Consider the following 18,162-nt stretch of genomic DNA (forward strand, 5'->3'; position numbering starts at 1 on the left):
AGAGGAACGGCCGAGAGCAGTGGGATCCACTGGAAGACGCCCGACAGTCAGCGTCGTCGTGCCCTGTTACCGGTACGGGCGCTACGTGACGCAGACGGTGCAGAGCGTCCTTCGGAACGAGCACGTGGACATCGATGTGCTCGTGATCGACGACGCGTCCCCGGACGACTCCTGGAGCGTCGTCGAAGCCCTGCCGCGTCTCGACCCACGGATCCGCGTGGTCCGCCACGAGCAGAACCGTGGCCTGATCGCCACCGCCAACGAGGGTCTCCAGCAGGCCGAAGGCGACTACGTCGTGCTGCTCTCCGCCGACGACGCGCTCGCACCGTGCTGGCTGGATCGGGGCATCGACCTGCTCGAGCGCACGCCCGCAGCATCGTTCGCACTCGGGCCGGTGCGGGTGTTCGAGGGCGATCTGCTGCCCACCGTGCGCAAGCTGCGCGACGTGAAGTCGGTGGTGTACCCCGGCCGCGACTGGCTCGCGATGAGCTGCCGGCGTGGTGTCACCAACGCCCGCTCACCCGAGGTCATCGTCCGCAACACCGCGCAGCGGGCCGCCGGTGGGTACAACCCGAACGTCCCGTACAGCTCCGACATGGAGATGTGGCTGCGGCTGGCCAGCATCGGCGATGTCGTCGAGGTGTCCGGTCCCTGGGCCGCGTTCTACCGCGTGCACGGGCAGAACATGTCGCAGGAGCCGAGCCGGCACTGGACCGGCCAGCTGCAGAGCGATTCCACGGCCTTCGACGAATGGCGCAAGTCCGCCGGCGAGTCGGTACCCGGCATCGACGAGCTCATGGCCACGGCCCGGCGCGCGCTCGCCCGTACGGCGCTGCGCTGGGCCCCGCAGGCGTTCCTGCAGGACACCGAGGGGTTCGAGGAGCTGTGCGAGTTCGCGCTGGAGAAGGATCGGACGTGGGCGGCTCCGGAGGTGGAGAAGCTGCGGCGCTTCTACCACCGGGGCCTCACCACCGGGCTGCGCGACAGCGCGCTGCCGCTGACGATGAAGGCGGTGCGGGCCCGGCGCTCCGTCCCGCAGTTGCGGGCCAGGGTGACGTCCTACCTCACGCCGCTCAACCACCGGCTCGGCCCGCTGCCGGATCGGCTCTCCCGGGTGGCGGCGCGGGCTCGGGAGGTCGCGAAATCGAAGGTGGCAGGACAGTGATCAACGAGGATCATCGGGTCGAGGACCTCGTCGCGGAGGAAAGCGGCACGGGGGAGAGCGGCGACTCGGACGAACGCGGCGGCACGTGGTGCGCCCAGATCGAGCTCGCGAGCAGCGGAGCCGTCACGTCGGTGGCGCCGCAGTCGCCCGAGCACGCGAAGGTGCGGGCGCTCGTACGGTTGCACGGTGAGCCGCTGGGTTACGCCACGGTCCCGGCGGTGCGGGGCAGCGTCGACCGGGAGCAGCTGCTGGCGCTGGCCTGGAAGCAGTGGTCCGACGAGATCAACGAGCACATGGTCGGCGAGGGGCACCCGGTGCTGGACGGCCTGCACGTCGCCGACCTGCCGCTGCCCGGGCCCACCGACGGCTGCCCCAGCCGCGTCGTGGCCGACAGCTTCGTGTCGATCGTGGTCTGCACGCACAACCGCAGCGAGATGCTGCCCCGGTGCCTGGCGAGCCTGCGGGCGCTGACGTACCCGCGGCTCGAGGTCATCGTCGTCGACAACGCGCCGAGCGACGGCTCCACGCGGGCGGTCGTCGAGAAGGTCATGGCGGCCGACGATCGGTTCCGGTACGTGGTCGAGCCCCAGGCCGGGCTGTCCTACGCCCGCAACAAGGGCCTCGGCGAGGCGCGGGGCGCGATCGTGGCCTACACCGACGACGACGTGTCGGTCGACCCGCAGTGGGTCGAGGGCATCGTGCGCGGCTTCGGCCGCCGCACCGACGTCGGCTGCGTCACCGGCCTGGTCTGCAGCGCGAGCATGAGCACGTCGGCCGAGGCGTACTTCGACGCCCGCGCGGCGTCGTGGTCGATGCGCATCCAGCCGCAGGTCTTCCAGCTCGAGGAGGGCAAGAAGGGCAGTCCCCTCTACCCTTTCTCCGCAGGCGTCTTCGGCACGGGCGCCAACTTCGCCTTCGACCGCTCGCTGCTGCACACCTCGGAGGGGTTCGACGAGGCGCTGGGTGCCGGCGCGCGCACCCGGGGCGGCGAGGATCTGGACGCGTTCGTCAACACGCTCCTCAACCACCGCGCCATCGTCTACGAGCCCTCGGCCATCGTGTGGCACCACCACCGCGTCGGGCATGACGAGCTGCTGCGCCAGCTCTACGGCTACGGCACCGGGTTCGCGGCCTTCATCACCAAGTGCCTCATGCGCAGGTCGACGCGGTGGGAGGTCGTCCGCCGGATCCCGGCCGGGTTCGGCCGCATCATCGCGATCCGCTCGGAGACCAAGGCCGCGCTCGGGGAGAAGGTCGAGTTCCCCAAGGGTGCCGCGATGGTCGAGTTCATGGGCTACGCCGCCGGGCCGTTCCTGTACGCGCAGGCCCGCCGCGCCAACCGCCGGGTGAAGCGCGAACGCTCGGACTGAGCGTCCCCGCAACGAGAACGGGCCGCGGCCGACGGGTGAACCCCGTCGGCCGCGGCCCGTTCCGCGTTCAGAGCCTCAGGCCCGTACGGCGCGCACCCCGCCGCCGGGGACCTGCTCGTGCCGGGTGCCACAGTCGATGCAGACCAGCGCGTCGTCGAGGCGGTCGCCGCAGGCGCAGACCCAGCCCTTCAGCCGCGCCGGGTTGCCCGCGACGAAGGCGTGCGCGGGTACGTCCTTGGTGATGACGGCACCCGCGGCGGCGAAGGCGTTCTCGCCGATCTCGGTGCCGCACACCACGATCACGCCGGCACCGAGGGTGGCACCACTGCGCACCAGTGTGGGCAGCAGCGCCTCGGGTCCGCGCTTGATGGCCGCCCGCGGACGCAGGTCGTTGGTGAACAGCATGTTCGGGCCGAGGAACACGTTGTCCTCGCAGGTGACGCCCGCGAAGACGAGCACGCCGTTCTTCACGGTGACGTTGTCGCCCAGCGTGGCGCCGCCCTCGACGTAGGCGCAGTCGCAGATGTTGCAGTCGCGCCCGATCCGCGCTCCCGGCAGCACGTGCGCGAACGCCCACACGCGCGTGCCGACACCGACGTCGTCGCTCTCGCAGAGACCCTGCGGGTGAACGCGGACGCCGGTCTCGGTTCCGGTCACTTGACCGCGTCCGCCAGCACCGACACGACGCGCTCCTGCTGCGCGGCGGTGATGTTCGGGAACATCGGCAGCGACAGGATCTCCTCGCCGAGCTGCTCGGAGACCGGGAACGAGCCCGCACCCTTGCCGAGGTTCGCGAACGCCTCGGTACGGTGCACGGGCGTGGGGTAGTGGATGCTCGCGCCGATCTTGTTGGCGTGGCACTCCTTGAGGACGCGGTCGCGCTCCTGCACCCGCACGACGTAGAGGTGCCAGACCGGCTCGTTGCCCGCCAGCACCGTCGGGGCGACGACGCCGTCGACGCCGGCGAGCAGCGCCGCGTACCGGTCGGCGGCAGCGCGACGGTTGGCGTTCCAGCCGTCGAGGCGGCGCAGCTTGGCCGAGAGCACCACGGCCTGCAGCGTGTCGAGGCGGCTGTTGAAACCGAGCACGGCGTGCTCGTACTTGCGCGGCGAGCCGTGGTCGCGCAGCAGCCCGACGGCGGCGGCGAGGTCGTCGCGGTCGGTGAGGACCGCGCCCGCATCGCCGTAGGCGCCGAGGTTCTTGCCCGGGTAGAAGCTCGTGCCGGCGATGTCGCCCAGCTTGCCTGCCGACACCCCGTTGCGCTTCGCGCCCTGGCTCTGCGCGGCGTCCTCGAGGATCGCCACGTGCTCCGGGAGCAGCGCCCGGAGCTGCTCGACGGCCGCGGTCTGGCCGTAGAGGTGCACGGGCAGCACCGCGCGGGTGCGGTCGGTGACCGCGGCGGCGGCGGCCTCGACGTTGATCAGCGCGGTGTCGAGATCGGCGTCGACGAGCACCGGCGTGGCGCCCGAGCGCGCGACGGCCTCGGCCGTGGCGATGAACGTGTTGGCCGGCAGGATGGCCTCGTCGCCGGGGCCGAGGCCCAGCGCGCGCAGCGCCAGCTCGATGGCGTCCGTGCCGTTGCCGAGCCCGACGACGTGCTGCACACCCGACCAGGCCGCGTACTCCGCCTCGAACGCCTTGACCTGCGGACCTCCGACGAACGCGGTCTTGGCGAGCACCTCGGCCCAGCCCGCGCTCACCTCGTCGGCGATCTCCGAGTGGGGGGTGGCCAGGTCGAGGAACGGAACGGCCTCGACAGGGTTCGACTCAGGGTTCGACTCAGGGGTGGTCAACGCGGAACTCCTGCGGTCTGGAGGCGCAGCGCCGCGGCCAGCGCCGCCACGACCGTCTGCTGGTCGGCCTCGGTGATCTCGTGGTGGACCGGGAGGATCACCGTGCGGGTGGTGAGGTGCTCGGTGACCGGGAGCGGCCCGTGGGGGTGCCCGGCGTAGGCGGGCTCCAGGTGCGCGGCCATGATGCCGCGGCGGGCGGAGACGCCGGCGGCGGCGAGCGAACCCAGCACGTCGACGGTGGCGGGCGCGCCCTCGGGCAGCTCCACCCAGAAGGACTGGTGGTTGCTGGTGCCGTGCTCGGGATCGCGCACGACGCGCAGCCCGAGCGGCTCGAGCAGCTCGGTGTAGCGCGCCGCGATCTCGCGGCGGCGCGCGACGATCCCGGGGAGCCTGCCCAGCTGCACGAGTCCGACCGCGGCCTGCATGTCGGTCATGCGGTAGTTGAACGCGACTTCCTCGTACGACTCCAGCACCACACCACCGGCCGCGTGCCGATCGGCGGCCGACATGCTCATGCCGTGCTCGCGCAGCCTGCGCATGCGCGCCGCGCGGTCGGCGTCGTCGGTGGTGATCATCCCGCCCTCACCGGTGGTGAGCAGCTTGCGCGGGTGGAACGACCACGCGGCGAGCAGCGCACCCTCACCGACGGAGCGCCCGCGCAGCGTGGAACCGGCGGCGCAGGCGGCGTCCTCGACGATCGGGATGTCGCCGCACACCGCGCGCAGTGCCGCGATGTCGGCGGGCTGGCCGCCCTGGTGCACCGCGAGCACCGCGCGGGTGCGCGGCGTGATCGCGGCGGCGACCGCCTCCGGCGTCAGGTTGCCCGACTCCGGGCTGACGTCGGCGAACACCGGCACCGCGCCGACGTAGCGGATGACGTTGGCCGTGGCGATGAACGAGAACGACGGGCAGATCACCTCGTCGCCCGGCTCGAGGCCGAGGACGTAGAGGCTCAGGTGCAGCGCCGTGGTGCAGTTCGACGTGGCGACGGCGTGCTCGGCGCCCACGTACGCGGCGAAGGCGCGCTCGAACTCCGCGACGCGCGGCCCTTGCGCCACCCAGCCGGAGCGGACGACGTCGGCGACGGCGGCGGCCTCCTCCTCACCGAGGAGGGGCTTCATGACCGGGATCATGCGCGGCCCGCCGTGGCGGCGTTCTCGGCTTTCCACCACTCGACCAGGCCACGCAGGCCCGCGTCCAGGGTGATCTCCGGGTGCCAGTCGAGGTCCTTCGCGGCGGCCGTGATGTCGGCGAGGCGGCGGGTGACGCCGTTGACCGCGCGGGCCGGGCCGAACTCCGGCTGCAGGTCGGAGTCCATCGCCGCCAGCAGCGCCGACGCGAGGTCGGCCAGGCTGACCTCGGCCGAGGTGGCGATGTTGTAGACCGAGTCGGTGGTGTCGGCCTGCGCGGCGAGGATGTTGGCGCGGGCGATGTCGTGCACGTGCACGAAGTCCATCGTCTGCTTGCCGTCGCCGAAGATCAGGGGCGACTCGCCGCGGGCGATGCGCTCCATCCAGCGGATCAGCACCTCGGTGTAGACGCCGTGGGTGTCCATCCGCGGGCCGTACACGTTGAAGTAGCGCAGCACGACGTAGTCGAGCCCGTTCATCGCGTGGAAGCTGCGCAGCATGCCCTCGTTGAACGCCTTCGCGGCGCCGTAGAAGGTGTCGTTGTTGTACGGGTGGTGGCGCTCGGTGGTGGGGAACGACTCCGCCAGCCCGTAGATCGACGCCGACGACGACGCGATCACCTTCTTCACGCCTGCGGCGACCGCGGCCTCGATGACGGTGAACGTGCCGTCGACCAGGCTCTCCAGCGCCAGCCGCGGCTCCTCGGCGCACTGCGTGATGCGCAGCGCGGCCAGGTGGAACACGAGGTCCTTGCTGTCGGTGAGCTCGCCGATGAGCTTCTGGTCGTTGATGTCGCCCTCGACGACGACGAGCCGGTCACCCGCGGCCTGCGCCGCGTCGGCGAGGTTCTCGCGACGGCCGCGGACGAAGTTGTCGATGACGACGACCTCGGCTGCGTCGGCCGCGACGAGCTGGTCGACCAGCGTGGAGCCGATGGTGCCGGCGCCGCCGGTGACCAGGATGCGCTGGCCCGCGACCGGCTGGGCCGCGCTGGTGGCGTTCTCGGGGTTGCTCACACCGTCACCTCTCCACGGCCGCGCTGGGAGGCCTCGATCGGAATCGTGCCGCCGCTGGGGCTGTGGCCCTCGACGGTGCGGATCGGCACGGACATGCCGTCCTTGGCGAGGCTGATCGACGCGGCCTCGAGGATGGCGAGGACCCGCAGGCCCGACCAGCCGTCGGTCAGCGGCGCCCGGTTCTCGGCGATTGAGGCGGCGAACTCCACCATCACCGACCGCAGGGCCTCGAGGTTGGGCAGGGCGGGTGAGACGGTGTCTCCGGTGCGGTAGGACACGAACGTCTGGCGGCGGGCGTCGGGGTCGACGTCGGCCGGGTTCGTGCGCTCGACGCCGCGGTCGTGCACCGACAGGCGCTGCACCGGGTTCAGGTCGTCCCAGATGACGGTGCGGCTGGATCCGCCCACGACGAACGTGCGGATCTTGGTGGGGGACAGCCAGTTGACGTGCACGTGGGCCAGCGCGCCGTTGGAGAGGCGCAGCGTGAGGTGCGCGACGCAGGCGTGGCCGGCCCCGACGGGGTCGGAGCCGTGTGCGGCGACCGACACCGGGTACACGTCGTCGGGCAGGATCGCGTCGAAGATCGACAGATCGTGCGGCGCGAGGTCCCACAGCACATCGACGTCGGGCTGGACGAGCCCGAGGTTGATGCGCACCGAGTCGAGGTACTGCAGCTCACCGAGCTCGCCGCCGCGCACCAGGTCGCGGATGTGGCGCACCTCGGAGGTGTAGCAGTAGGTGTGGTCGAGCATGAGGACGCGCCCGTGGCGCTCGGCGGCCTCGACGAGCAGGCGGCCCTCCTCGAAGGTGGGCGCGAGCGGCTTCTCGACCAGCACGTGCTTGCCGGCCTCGAGCGCCTTCATCGCCACCTCGTAGTGGGTGGCGGCCGGTGTGGCGATCGCCACGGCCTGCACGGCCGGATCGGCGAGCACCTCGTCGAGCCCGGCCACCCGCACGGTGGAGTACTCACCGAGCACGCGCTTGGCCCGGTCGACGTCGAGATCGCACAGGTACTCGAGATGCAGGCCAGGAGTCTGCTGAGCGTTCCGGACGAGGTTGGGCCCCCAGTAGCCGCCTCCGATGACGGCGATCCCGATCGGGCTGCTCGTCTTCACCAATGTTCACCTCTCGCCAGGCCGGAAAATCGGCCGCTGCCGGTCGCTCCGGCCCCCGGTGGACGATACCCGGCCCTGTTCAGCCGCTTCGGAGCCCACCACGACAGGTCTTCCGCGTCCTGGCAATCCCCCCTTCGGGGTGACTTCGGGCACGAGGGCATCGCTCTTCGACGACAGGCACAGGAGGCCCGTTCCCTCACCCGGGTCGGCTACTGGCCGCCCGGGGGACGCAGCGGGGCCGCCCTTAAACTGCGCGCATGATCACGAGGTCCGGTCCGGGTGTCCCTCCACCGATCGTGGCAGGCCGGTGTGGACCATCCGCCGCCGCGACCGGCGTCGTGGTGACGCGGTGACCCGGCCCGATCAGGACGCCACCACCCCGCTCTCGGTGTACGAGAACGAGGGGGGCGAGGCGCCAACCGTCGCGGTGCCGGTCGACATGCCGCTCACGGTTCCGATGCCCACGGTCGGGTCGGAGGCCGGTGCGCAGCAGGACGCCGCCGCCTCGGGCAAGTCGGCGCTCTCCGACGGGCTGGCGCTGTCGATCAGCGGAGCCGTCGGCTCGGTCGCGGGGCTGATCAGCTGGCTGATCGCGGCGCGTGTGATGCCGCAGGAGGCCGTCGGCTACGCCACGGCGTTCGTGTCGGCGTTCCTGCTCGTGGCCGGGGTGGCCCAGCTCAACCTCGACTCGGCGATGATGCTGTGGATGCCGAAGTCCGGCAAGCGCGCGGCAGCGCTGTTCTGGCGCAGCCACGCGGTGATCATCCCGGCCTGCGCGGCCGTCGGCCTGATCTACATGCTGCTCGCGCCCGAGATCGCCCGCACCGGCGCCGGTCCGGACGGGTCGCTGTGGTTCGGGATGTTCCTGTTCGTCATCGCCGCGGTCGGCTGGGGCCTCTGGGGCGTCCACGACTTCAGCCTCGTCGCGATCGGCAAGCCCTGGTGGGCGTCCTGGCGCAACATCGTCTTCGCACTCGTGCGGATCGGGCTGCTCGTCGCGCTCGGTGCCGGCCTCGGTGCGCAGGGCATCGTGCTGTCCTGGGTGATCCCGATCGCGGTCTTCACGGTCGGCAGCGCCGTGCTCGGCGGGGTCTACACCGCCAAGTTCGGGAACAAGGCCACCACCGGCTGGCTGCCCAGCCGCAGCGAGGCCGCGAAGTTCCTGGGCCCCACCACGCTGGCCCACTGGGGCACGGTGTTGCTGTTCAACCAGGTCACGGTCATCGTCGTGCAGCGGTTCGGCCCGATTCCCGGCGCGGCCTTCTTCATCGCGTGGCAGGCCGTGATGGTGGTCGACATCGCGGCCCAGCGGTTCATGCAGTCGCTCTCGGCGCAGCTCGCCCGCGACCCCGAAGGCGCCAAGGCGCACATCGCGGCGTCCCGCAAGCGGATCTTCGTGATCTTCCTGCCGATGGTGCTGGTCGGGATCGCGCTGGCCGATTTCGGCCTGCAGATCTTCGGTCCCGGCTACGCCGAGGCGTCCACCGTGCTGCGGGTGCTGCTCATCGGGATGATCCCGCGGCTGGTGATCTCCCACGAGCTGGGTGTCCGGCAGGCGATGAACAAGGGTGTCGCGTTCGCCCGGCTGCAGCTCATCAGCACGTTCTTCGTGATCGCCGTGGTGCTGTTCATGCCGACCGGTGCCGTCGACGCCTCTGGCCAGCACGATGTCGCTTCGCTGCTGCCGGTCGCGATCGGTTACGCGGTGTCGCAGGCCCTGTGCGCCGTGGGTGTGCTGGCGCTGCCGCTGCTCAAGCGCCTGCGGGGCGCGCCCGCCGCCTGACCCGCCGGGAGATCACTCCACCGTGGACGCACAGAACGGACACGCAGCGCGACCGGGCGGTAACCTCCTGTGCTCATCGACCGAATTCGGTCAATGGGAAGACCACAACACGGCGGGGCGCGTTGCTGGTCGTCCGGAAAGCCTCCTAGGCTGCCCCGACCGGCCCGTATGTCGGGTCGCCCGCGACAGACCGGAGCCCGCATGAACACACCGCGGCCCTTCGCCCCTCTCCGGGAGTCGTCCGAGGACGAGCCGGACGAACTGCAGCACGACCCCGTGGGGAGACACCGCTTGAAGGTGCCGGAACCGGCTCCGCTGACCGAGCACGGACCAGCTCGCGTCATCGCCGTCGCGAACCAGAAGGGCGGCGTCGGCAAGACGACGTCCACGATCAACCTGGGCGCATCGCTGGCCGAGTACGGGCGCAAGGTGCTGCTGGTCGACTTCGACCCGCAGGGCGCGCTCTCCATCGGGCTCGGTGTGCAGGCGCACGAGCTCGACAGCACGATCTACAACCTGCTCATGGAGCGCGGCGTCGAGGTCGACGACGTGATCCGCGAGACCGGTGTCGAGGGACTCGACCTGCTGCCGAGCAACATCGACCTGTCGGCGGCAGAGGTGCAGCTGGTCACCGAGGTCGGCCGCGAGCAGGCGCTCGGGCGCGCGATCAAGCCGGTGCTCGACCGCTACGACGTCATCCTGATCGACTGCCAGCCGTCGCTCGGCCTGCTCACGATCAACGCGCTGGCCTGCGCCGACTCGATCCTGATCCCGCTGGCCTGCGAGTTCTTCAGCCTGCGCGGCGTCGCGCTGCTGATGGACACCATCGAGAAGGTCCAGGACCGGCTCAACCCGGATCTGAAGATCCTCGGGATACTGGCCACCATGTTCGACCCCCGCACGCTGCACACCCGCGAGGTGCGCCAGCGCGTGATCGAGGCGTTCGGCGAGCTGGTGTTCGAGTCGGTGATCAACCGCACCGTCCGGTTCCCGGAGACCACGGTGGCCGGTGAGCCCATCACCACCTGGGCGCCCACCTCCAACGGCGCCGAGGCGTACCGGCTGCTGGCCCGCGAGGTCATCGCACGGTGACGTCCGGATCTGTGACGGTGCCGCGATGACGCTGCTGAGCGATCAGCCCGCCGGGCCACTGCCGGAGGAGACCGGTGCCGCGGGTGTGGTCCCGACCGGTCCCGCGCGCTTCACGGTCCGGCTCCACAACTTCACCGGGCCGTTCGACCTGCTGCTGCAGCTCATCGGCAAGCACGAGCTCGACATCACCGAGATGGCGCTGCACACCGTCACCGACGACTTCATCGCCCACCTCAAGCTCCTCGGTGACGACGCCGACCTCGACGAGACCACCGAGTTCCTCGTCATCGCCGCCACGCTGCTCGACCTCAAGGCGGCGCGCCTGCTGCCCGACGCCGACGTCGAGGACGCGGAGGACCTCGCGCTGCTCGAGGCCCGTGACCTGCTGTTCGCCCGGCTGCTGCAGTATCGCGCGTACAAGCAGGTGGCGAGCCTGTTCGTGGAGCTGGAGGCCGGCGCGATGCGCCGCTTCCCGCGCTCGGTGGCGCTGGAGGAGCGGTTCGCGGCGCTGCTTCCCGAGGTGCTGCTCGGCGTCGACCCCGCGACGTTCGCCGACCTCGCGGCCGCGGTCTTCCGGCCCAAGCCGCCGCCGACCGTCGGGCTCGACCACCTGCACGTGGCGAAGGTCTCGGTGGCCGAGCACGCCGCGATCCTGCGGGAGCGGCTCGCGCGGCTGGGCGTCGCGACGTTCGCGGAGCTGACGGCCGACTGCGCCAACCCGCTCGAGGTGGTGGCGCGGTTCCTCGCGGTGCTCGAGATGTTCCGCGATCGCGACATCGACCTGGAGCAGCCGGAGTCGTTCGGGGAGCTCACAGTACGCTGGACACCGAACGCGCAACCCGTCGACAGCGCCGCCTCCGAGCGCGGCGACACAGATCGTGAGTGACGACCGTCCCGTGAGCACCACCCCGTACCTGCCGAGCCCGGCGGCGCCCGCATCCGATGCGGGCGAGTCGATCGACGGCGCCTCCGTCCTCCCGGGTGCGCCGGTCGACGCGTCGGCAGGCGCGGAGGTGGCGGGGGAGTCGGCGGTCGCCGAGGAGCCGGAGCTCGACGACACCACGCTGACGTCCGCGCTGGAAGCACTGCTGCTCGTGGTGGACGCACCCACCGACGAGGAGTCACTGGCACTCGCGCTCGGGCAGCCGGTCGCGCGGGTGCGGCCGGCGCTGCAGGCTCTGGCCGAGTCCTACGCGGCCACCGGCCGCGGCATCGACCTGCGCCGGGTGGGCGACGGCTGGCGGTTCTACACCCGCGACACCTACGCGCCCTACGTCGAGCGCCTGCTGCTCGACGGCCAGCGCGCCCGCCTCACGCGGGCCGCGCTCGAGACCCTCGCCGTGGTCGCCTACCGGCAGCCCGTCACGCGGGCGAGGGTGGCTGCGGTGCGCGGGGTGAACTGCGACGGGGTGCTGCGCACCCTGCTGACCCGCGGACTGGTGCAGGAGGCGGGGCTCGACCCTGCCACGCAGGGCACCCTGTTCTGCACGACCGAGCTGTTCCTGGAGCGCCTCGGGCTGTCGTCGGTGGAGGAGCTGCCGCCGCTGGCGCCGCTGCTCCCCGACGTGGACGCGATCGATGAGCTCTGACTTGGCGGATGAGTAGTGACATGAGCACCAACGAGACCAGCGCCCACCCCGACGGGGTGCGCCTGCAGAAGGTACTGGCCCAGGCCGGCGTCGCCTCGCGGCGCGCGGCCGAGGAGCTGATCGCGGAGGGCCGGGTCAGCGTCGACGGCAAGATCGTGCGCGAGATGGGCAGGCGCGTCGACCCCGACACGGCGGTCGTGCACGTCGACGGCTCGCGGATCGTGCTGCGCGAGGACCTCATGTACTTCGCGCTGAACAAGCCGCGGGGCATCATCTCGGCGATGTCGGACGACATGGGCCGCGAGACCGTGGGCGATCTGATCGTCGAGCGCGGCATCGTCGAGGAGCACTACACCGGGGCACCCCGGGCGCGGCTGTTCCACGTCGGCAGGCTCGACGCCGATACCGAGGGCCTGCTGCTGCTCACCAATGACGGCGACCTCGGGCACCGCCTGATGCACCCGTCCTACGAGGTCGAGAAGACCTACGTCGCCGAGGTGCTGGGCCAGCTCCCGCGCGATCTGGGCAAGCGGCTCAAGGCGGGCGTCGAGCTGGAGGACGGCCCGGCCTCGGTGGACTCGTTCAAGCTCGTCGACTTCCACGCCGGCCGGTCGATGGTGGAGCTGGTGATCCACGAGGGCCGCAAGCACGTGGTGCGTCGCCTGCTCGACGAGGTCGGCTTCCCCGTGCAGCGCCTGGTGCGCACGGCCGTCGGCGAGGTCTACCTGGGCAACCAGCGTCCGGGCAAGTTCCGGCCGCTCACGCGGGCCGAGGTGGCGTCGCTCTACAAGTCGGTGGGGATGTAGCCGATGGCCGTTCGAGCGATCCGCGGCGCCATCCAGGTGGATGCCGACACGCGTGACGACATCCTGGAGGGATCGGCCGAGCTCGTCCGCGCGGTGCTCAAGCGCAACGAGCTCGTGTCCGACGACATCATCTCGATCCTGTTCACCGCCACGCCGGACATCACCGCGGAGTTCCCCGCGTACGCGGCGCGGCTGCTCGGGCTCACCGACGTGCCGCTGATGTGCGCGTCGGAGATCGCGGTGCCCGGGGCGCTGCCGCGCACGCTGCGGTTGCTCGCCCACGTCGACACCTCCCGCAGCCGGGCCGAGCTGCGCCACGTCTACCTGCGCGGGGCGGCGGCGCTGCGCACCGACCTGCCCCAGTAGCCGCCCGGCCCGCGGGCCGGAATGACCAGGTCGTGCCGCTGTCGGGCCCGAACCGGTCACACGGCATGATGGTCGGTGGCCCGCGACCAGCGGGCGTACGGCCGGTGATGCGGCGAGCGGGGGCCGCAGGCGGCTCGGAGAGGGGTCGGCGATCGTGACCGGCAAGCTGCACGGGGTCGTCGCGATGGATGGACCCTCCGGCACCGGGAAGTCCACGGTGTCGCGCCGGCTGGCCCGGGAGTGCGACGCCGCCTACCTGGACACCGGTGCCATGTACCGGGCGCTGACGCTGGCCGTCCTGCGCTCCGGCACCGACCCCGCCGATCCGGCCGCCGCCGACGTCGCGGTGGCAGCTGCGGGCACGCTGCACTCCGTCACCGATCCGGCGGGTCCCGGGATCCTGTTGGCGGGCGAGGACGTCGAGTCCGGCATCCGCGGCCCCGAGGTCACCGGTGCGGTCAGTGCCGTGTCGGCGTTCGGTTCCGTGCGCACCGTCCTCGTGGAGCACCAGCGCCGCCTGATCGCCGATGCCGTGGCGGCAGGCGGCATCGTCGTCGAGGGGCGCGACATCGGCACCGTCGTCACCCCCGATGCGCCGCTGAAGGTCTACCTCACGGCGTCCGATGCCGTGCGCGCCGCGCGCCGTGGCCGGCAGGACGCCAGGGCCGGGCGCGAGCGTGACACCGCAGCGGTGCTCGCCGACGTGCAGCGCCGCGATGCGCTGGACTCCACGCGCAAGATCTCGCCGCTGCACGCGGCTGCCGACGCCGTCGTGCTCGACACCGATCACCTCAGCGTCGACGACGTGCTGGTGCGCCTGCTGGAGCTGGTGAACGAGCGGGGGCTGCTGCGGTGAGCGCCCCGACCCGGTCCTGTTCGACGGGACTGCCGCCCGGATCGTGGACCTGGCTGCACGACCTGTGCCGCTGGCTCGGCACCTGGATCTTCGTCCCGTTCTTCCGGGTGCGGGCCCACGGTCGTGAGCAGATGCCGCGCAGCGGGCCGGTCGTGCTCGTCGCGAACCACAGCTCGTTCGCCGACGGGCCGGTGCTGTTCGGACTACTGGGGCGCCGGCTGGTGTTCCTCATCAAGAGAGAGATGTTCACGGGCCTGCTGGGGTGGACGCTGCTGCGGATCGGGCAGCTGTCGGTCCGTCGCGGCGCGCCCGATCGCGGACCTCTGATGGCCGCCGTGGCGGTGCTGCGCGACGGCGGTGTCGTCGGGGTGTTCCCCGAGGGCACCCGCGGCAGCGGCGACGTCGAGGCGGCCGAGCACGGTGCGGCCTGGCTGGCCCGCACCACCGGGGCCCCGGTGGTGCCCGTCGTGTGCCGCGGCACCCGCCGACCCGCCGACCGGCGCCGCCGGTTCCGGCCCCGCGTGGACGTGCTGGTGGGGGAGCCGATCGCCGTCGGCGGTGCGAAGGGCCGAGCCGGCCTGACCGCCGCCACCGAGACCATCCGGGCCGCCATGGCCGGGCTGGTCCGAGAACTCGATGAAGTACGGAGCAGATCGTGAGCGCAGGACCTGAGGATCACGCGGCCATGGCCGCGTTGGGGCTCGACCCCACCGAGTTCGTCAGCGTCGACGACGAGGGCGAGTTCGCCGTCGGCAGCGACGAGGACGTCGTCGGGCTGGCGCCCGCGCCGGTGCTCGCCGTGGTGGGCAGGCCGAACGTCGGCAAGTCCACGCTGGTGAACCGCCTGCTGGGGCGCCGCGAAGCCGTGGTGCAGGACATCCCCGGCGTCACCCGCGACCGCGTCGCCTACGACGCGCTGTGGAACGGCAGGCGCTTCACCCTCGTCGACACCGGTGGCTGGGAACCCGACGCCAAGGGCCTGCAGGCCTCGGTCGCGGCGCAGGCCGAGCTGGCGATGCGCACCGCCGACGCGGTGCTGCTGGTCGTCGACGCGAGCGTCGGCGCCACCACCACCGACGAGGCCGTCGCGCGCGTGCTGCGCCGCGGCGACCTGCCGGTGATGCTCGTGGCCACCAAGGTCGACGACGACCGGCTCGTCGCCGACACCGCCGCGCTGTGGCGCCTCGGACTCGGCGAGCCGCGTGCCGTCAGCGGGCTGCACGGGCGGGGGTCGGGCGATCTGCTCGACGCCATCCTCGACATCCTCCCGGAGAGCCCTCGCGAGCTGTTCGGGTCCGGTGAGGGCGGCCCGCGGCGCGTTGCGCTGGTGGGCAAGCCGAACGTCGGCAAATCGAGCCTGCTCAACAAGGTCTCCGGGGAGATCCGCTCGGTCGTGCACGACGTCGCCGGCACCACGGTCGACCCCGTGGACTCGCTCGTCGAGCTCGACGACGAGGTCTGGCGCTTCGTCGACACCGCGGGCCTGCGCAAGCGCGTCAAGATGGCCAGCGGCATGGAGTACTACGCCAGCCTGCGCACCAAGGCCGCGATCGAGTCCGCCGAGGTCGCGGTGGTGCTCATCGACGCGAGCGAGCCGATCGCCGAGCAGGACCAGCGCGTCATCACGATGGCCGTGGACGCCGGGCGCGCGCTGGTGCTGGTCTTCAACAAGTGGGACCTCGTCGACGAGGACCGCCGCACCGCGATGAAGCGCGAGCTGGAGCGCGACCTGATCAGCGTCCAGTGGGCAGAGCGCGTCAACGTCTCGGCGCTCACCGGCCGCTCCGTCACGAAGATCGCGCCGGCGCTGCGCACCGCGCTCTCGTCCTGGGACAAGCGCATTCCCACCGGTCAGCTCAACGGCTGGCTGTCGGACGTCGTGGCGTCCACCCCGCCGCCGGTGCGCGGCGGCAAGCAGCCCAAGATCCTCTTCGCGACGCAGGCCGCCACCCGGCCGCCCACGTTCGTGCTCTTCACGAGCGGCTTCCTGGAGGCGGGCTACCGGCGGTTCATCGAGCGCAGGCTGCGCGAGGAGTTCGGGTTCCCGGGCTCCCCGGTGCGGATCTCGGTGCGGGTGCGGGAGAAGCGCGCCCGCAAGTAGATCGGGCCGTTCGTGCAGCAAATGCGGACCGCGAGTAGCCCAAGTGGCACCACCGGCGGCTACCCTCGGTCCATGGTGGCGGAGAGCGTGCCGGGCCCGACCCCGGTCCGGGTCGTGCTCGCCGACGACGAGCCGTTGCTGCGGGCCGGCCTGCGCACGGTGCTGGAAGCGGCGGGCACGGTCCAGGTCGTCGGCCAGGCAGGCGACGGCGCCGGCATGCTGGCCGCCGTCGAGGAGCATCGCCCCGACGTGGTGCTCGTCGACGTCCAGATGCCGGGGCTCGACGGGCTGTCGGCGCTGCGGGTGCTGTGCGGTCGGCCCGGGGCGCCGCCCGCTGCGGTCCTCACCACGTTCGACCTGGACGACTACGTCCTCGATGCGTTGCGGATCGGCGTGCAGGGCTTCCTGCTCAAGGACGCCGAACCCGACGCGCTGGTACGGGCGGTGCTGGACCTCGCAGCCGGTGGTGCGGTGCTCGACCCGCGGATCACCGCGCGGCTGCTGCCGCGGCTGGTGGCCAGGTCACCCCCGCCGATGCCGGCCCGCCCCAACGACCTGACGCTGCGAGAGCAGCAGGTGCTGCGCAGGCTCGCCGCCGGAGACTCGAACGCGGCCATCGGCTGCCGTCTCGGGCTCGCGGAGGCTACCGTCAAGAAGTACGTGTCCGCGCTGCTCATCAAGCTGGGCGCGGAGAACCGGGTACAGGCGGCCCTGCTCGCGCAGGGCTGGGGCGTGGGCTGAGCGGCCCCGCGAGCGGGGGAGGTCGGGGATGGCACGGACGGCGGGAACGGTCTGGGCGCCGCCCAGGTGGGCGCGCCTCGCGGCGATCGAGATCGCCGCGGTGGGGGTTCCGGCCGTTGCGGTGCTGTTCGCGGAGGCGCCGTTCAGCTGGTCCATCCTGTCCGGGCTCGTGGCCTGTGCGGTGCTGCCGCTGCGGCACGTCTCGCCCCGCCTCGCGGTGCTGGGCGGGTTGTGGGGCCTCGCGGGTGGTCTCGGCTGGCCAGCGGCGATCGTCGCGCTGTACACGTTCGGGCGGCGCAGTGGGCGGCTGTCCACGGTGCTGCCGTGGCTGGTGCTGCCGGTGGCAGCGGCCGTCACCCCGGTGCTGGTGACGCAGGACCTGCCGTGGCAGCGGATCGTGCTGACGTTCGCCTTCGTGGCGCTCTACGCGGTGGCGCCCGCGGTGATGGGCCTGCTGATGACCACGCGGGAACGGCTGACCGAGAGCCTGCGCGACCTGGAGCGGGCGCGGGAGACTGCGCTGGCGGCCTCCCAGGAGGCCGCGCGCTCGCAGGAGCGGGCGCGGATCGGCCGCGAGATCCACGACGCCGTCGGCCACCACGCCACCCTGATCGCGGTGGGTGCGGCCGCGATCGCAGCCTCCACCGCCGAGGAGGAGACGCGGCAGTCGGCCGAGCAGATCCGGCTGCTCGCCAAGCGCGCGCTCGCGGAGATGCGTGCCGCGCTGGGCCTGGACGGGCGCGCCGAGCAGGTCGCGGGGCTGTCGGAGATGGCGGCGCTGGTGGCGGGCGCGCACGCGGCAGGCGTGCACGTCGAGATCGTGAACGAAGGTGATGCGGCCGAGCTCGCGCCCGCGGTCGGCCGCGCCGTCTACCGCGTGGTGCAGGAGTCGCTGACCAACGCCGCGCGCCATGCAGCGGGAGCGCCGGTGCGGGTGGAGTTGAGCTGGCGCGCGGAGGCCCTGCACGTGCAGGTGAGCAACGACATCCCCCCGAAAGCCGGTCGCCGACGCCGCGAGTCGTTCGACGCGGGTGGCGCAGGTCTCACCGGACTGGCCGAACGCGTCTCCTGTGTCGGCGGGAAGCTCGAGGCCGGCCCGAGCCACGACGGCGGCTTTGCCGTGCGTGCGGCGTTCCCCCTGGTCCCGGCACCCCCGCTGCCGATCTCCGATCCGCGCCCGGCGCCGCGCGCCCCACTCCCGGACAAGCCACTCGCCGTCCCGTACGCCTGACTACTGGT

General features: G+C 72.1%; 18 protein-coding genes. 13 read left to right on the forward strand and 5 right to left on the reverse strand.

Features of this window, described 5'->3' with window-relative positions; all coding sequences use genetic code 11:
- The first annotated feature begins 19 nt into the window (after positions 1 to 19).
- On the forward strand, positions 20 to 1,165 hold the full coding sequence (locus ACFPFQ_RS36640) for a glycosyltransferase family 2 protein (protein WP_379627311.1): 1,146 nt from the start codon (positions 20 to 22) through the stop codon (positions 1,163 to 1,165).
- Positions 1,162 to 2,535 carry a glycosyltransferase gene (locus ACFPFQ_RS36645; RefSeq protein ID WP_379627313.1) on the forward strand — a complete coding sequence of 458 codons (1,374 nt, stop codon included), beginning with the start codon at positions 1,162 to 1,164 and terminating at the stop codon, positions 2,533 to 2,535. The genes ACFPFQ_RS36640 and ACFPFQ_RS36645 overlap by 4 nt, the downstream gene beginning before the upstream one ends.
- Before the next feature lie 75 nt (positions 2,536 to 2,610).
- On the opposite strand, the gene ACFPFQ_RS36650 is transcribed toward ACFPFQ_RS36645, so the two are convergent.
- From ACFPFQ_RS36650 to ACFPFQ_RS36670, 5 genes are read right to left on the reverse strand one after another with little or no spacing between them, the layout of a single operon-like run.
- Complete coding sequence (locus ACFPFQ_RS36650; RefSeq protein WP_379627315.1) at positions 2,611 to 3,192, reverse strand: acyltransferase; 582 nt, start codon at positions 3,190 to 3,192, stop codon at positions 2,611 to 2,613.
- Complete coding sequence (locus tag ACFPFQ_RS36655; protein WP_379627317.1) at positions 3,189 to 4,328, reverse strand: DegT/DnrJ/EryC1/StrS family aminotransferase; 1,140 nt, start codon at positions 4,326 to 4,328, stop codon at positions 3,189 to 3,191. Before ACFPFQ_RS36655 ends, ACFPFQ_RS36650 begins: the two co-directional genes overlap by 4 nt.
- Positions 4,325 to 5,449 carry a DegT/DnrJ/EryC1/StrS family aminotransferase gene (locus ACFPFQ_RS36660; RefSeq protein WP_379627319.1) on the reverse strand — a complete coding sequence of 375 codons (1,125 nt, stop codon included), beginning with the start codon at positions 5,447 to 5,449 and terminating at the stop codon, positions 4,325 to 4,327. The genes ACFPFQ_RS36655 and ACFPFQ_RS36660 overlap by 4 nt, the downstream gene beginning before the upstream one ends.
- 8 nt (positions 5,450 to 5,457) lie before the next feature.
- Positions 5,458 to 6,474, reverse strand: coding sequence for an NAD-dependent epimerase/dehydratase family protein (locus tag ACFPFQ_RS36665; protein ID WP_379627321.1), 1,017 nt, complete (start codon positions 6,472 to 6,474; stop codon positions 5,458 to 5,460).
- Positions 6,471 to 7,589, reverse strand: coding sequence for a Gfo/Idh/MocA family protein (locus tag ACFPFQ_RS36670; RefSeq protein ID WP_379627323.1), 1,119 nt, complete (start codon positions 7,587 to 7,589; stop codon positions 6,471 to 6,473). The genes ACFPFQ_RS36665 and ACFPFQ_RS36670 overlap by 4 nt, the downstream gene beginning before the upstream one ends.
- Before the next feature lie 349 nt (positions 7,590 to 7,938).
- Here ACFPFQ_RS36670 and ACFPFQ_RS36675 point away from each other — a divergent pair, with 349 nt between their 5' ends.
- The 11 genes from ACFPFQ_RS36675 to ACFPFQ_RS36725 all read left to right on the forward strand — a co-directional run bounded on the left by ACFPFQ_RS36675 (position 7,939) and on the right by ACFPFQ_RS36725 (position 18,154).
- The gene (locus tag ACFPFQ_RS36675) at positions 7,939 to 9,372 is read left to right on the forward strand and encodes a lipopolysaccharide biosynthesis protein (RefSeq protein ID WP_379627324.1); all 1,434 of its coding nucleotides are present in this window, start codon (positions 7,939 to 7,941) and stop codon (positions 9,370 to 9,372) included.
- A 201-nt stretch (positions 9,373 to 9,573) separates the two neighbouring features.
- Positions 9,574 to 10,464, forward strand: a complete 891-nt coding sequence (locus tag ACFPFQ_RS36680; RefSeq protein ID WP_379627326.1) for a ParA family protein — start codon at positions 9,574 to 9,576, stop codon at positions 10,462 to 10,464.
- Between the two features lie 25 nt (positions 10,465 to 10,489).
- Complete coding sequence (locus tag ACFPFQ_RS36685; RefSeq protein WP_379627328.1) at positions 10,490 to 11,350, forward strand: segregation and condensation protein A; 861 nt, start codon at positions 10,490 to 10,492, stop codon at positions 11,348 to 11,350.
- Between the two features lie 10 nt (positions 11,351 to 11,360).
- On the forward strand, positions 11,361 to 12,053 hold the full coding sequence (scpB, locus tag ACFPFQ_RS36690; RefSeq protein ID WP_379627330.1) for an SMC-Scp complex subunit ScpB: 693 nt from the start codon (positions 11,361 to 11,363) through the stop codon (positions 12,051 to 12,053).
- A 20-nt stretch (positions 12,054 to 12,073) separates the two neighbouring features.
- On the forward strand, positions 12,074 to 12,859 hold the full coding sequence (locus ACFPFQ_RS36695) for a pseudouridine synthase (protein ID WP_379627332.1): 786 nt from the start codon (positions 12,074 to 12,076) through the stop codon (positions 12,857 to 12,859).
- 3 nt (positions 12,860 to 12,862) lie between these two features.
- Complete coding sequence (aroH, locus tag ACFPFQ_RS36700; protein ID WP_379627334.1) at positions 12,863 to 13,225, forward strand: chorismate mutase; 363 nt, start codon at positions 12,863 to 12,865, stop codon at positions 13,223 to 13,225.
- Between the two features lie 184 nt (positions 13,226 to 13,409).
- The gene (gene cmk, locus ACFPFQ_RS36705) at positions 13,410 to 14,081 is read left to right on the forward strand and encodes a (d)CMP kinase (RefSeq protein ID WP_379627526.1); all 672 of its coding nucleotides are present in this window, start codon (positions 13,410 to 13,412) and stop codon (positions 14,079 to 14,081) included.
- Positions 14,078 to 14,740 (forward strand): lysophospholipid acyltransferase family protein, encoded by a 663-nt coding sequence (locus ACFPFQ_RS36710; protein ID WP_379627335.1) that lies wholly within the window; start codon positions 14,078 to 14,080, stop codon positions 14,738 to 14,740. The genes cmk and ACFPFQ_RS36710 overlap by 4 nt, the downstream gene beginning before the upstream one ends.
- Positions 14,741 to 14,766: 26 nt before the next feature.
- Entirely contained in the window at positions 14,767 to 16,182 is a 1,416-nt protein-coding gene (gene der / locus ACFPFQ_RS36715; protein ID WP_379627528.1) for a ribosome biogenesis GTPase Der, read from the forward strand.
- A gap of 72 nt (positions 16,183 to 16,254) precedes the next feature.
- Complete coding sequence (locus tag ACFPFQ_RS36720; RefSeq protein ID WP_379627337.1) at positions 16,255 to 16,923, forward strand: response regulator; 669 nt, start codon at positions 16,255 to 16,257, stop codon at positions 16,921 to 16,923.
- 28 nt (positions 16,924 to 16,951) lie between these two features.
- Entirely contained in the window at positions 16,952 to 18,154 is a 1,203-nt protein-coding gene (locus tag ACFPFQ_RS36725) for a sensor histidine kinase (protein WP_379627339.1), read from the forward strand.
- Positions 18,155 to 18,162 lie beyond the last annotated feature (8 nt).

This window comes from Pseudonocardia sp. GCM10023141 (assembly GCF_042653605.1).

Excerpts from the sequence above, each read along its gene's own strand:
- ACFPFQ_RS36680 (WP_379627326.1), top strand. The coding sequence starts at position 9,574 with ATGAACACACCGCGGCCCTTCGCCCCTCTCCGGGAGTCGTCCGAGGAC.
- ACFPFQ_RS36685 (WP_379627328.1), top strand. The coding sequence starts at position 10,490 with ATGACGCTGCTGAGCGATCAGCCCGCCGGGCCACTGCCGGAGGAGACC.
- ACFPFQ_RS36695 (WP_379627332.1), top strand. The coding sequence starts at position 12,074 with ATGAGCACCAACGAGACCAGCGCCCACCCCGACGGGGTGCGCCTGCAG.
- ACFPFQ_RS36725 (WP_379627339.1), top strand. The coding sequence starts at position 16,952 with ATGGCACGGACGGCGGGAACGGTCTGGGCGCCGCCCAGGTGGGCGCGC.
- ACFPFQ_RS36660 (WP_379627319.1), bottom strand. The coding sequence starts at position 5,449 with ATGAAGCCCCTCCTCGGTGAGGAGGAGGCCGCCGCCGTCGCCGACGTC.
- aroH (WP_379627334.1), top strand. The coding sequence starts at position 12,863 with ATGGCCGTTCGAGCGATCCGCGGCGCCATCCAGGTGGATGCCGACACG.
- der (WP_379627528.1), top strand. The coding sequence starts at position 14,767 with ATGGCCGCGTTGGGGCTCGACCCCACCGAGTTCGTCAGCGTCGACGAC.
- ACFPFQ_RS36720 (WP_379627337.1), top strand. The coding sequence starts at position 16,255 with ATGGTGGCGGAGAGCGTGCCGGGCCCGACCCCGGTCCGGGTCGTGCTC.
- cmk (WP_379627526.1), top strand. The coding sequence starts at position 13,410 with ATGGATGGACCCTCCGGCACCGGGAAGTCCACGGTGTCGCGCCGGCTG.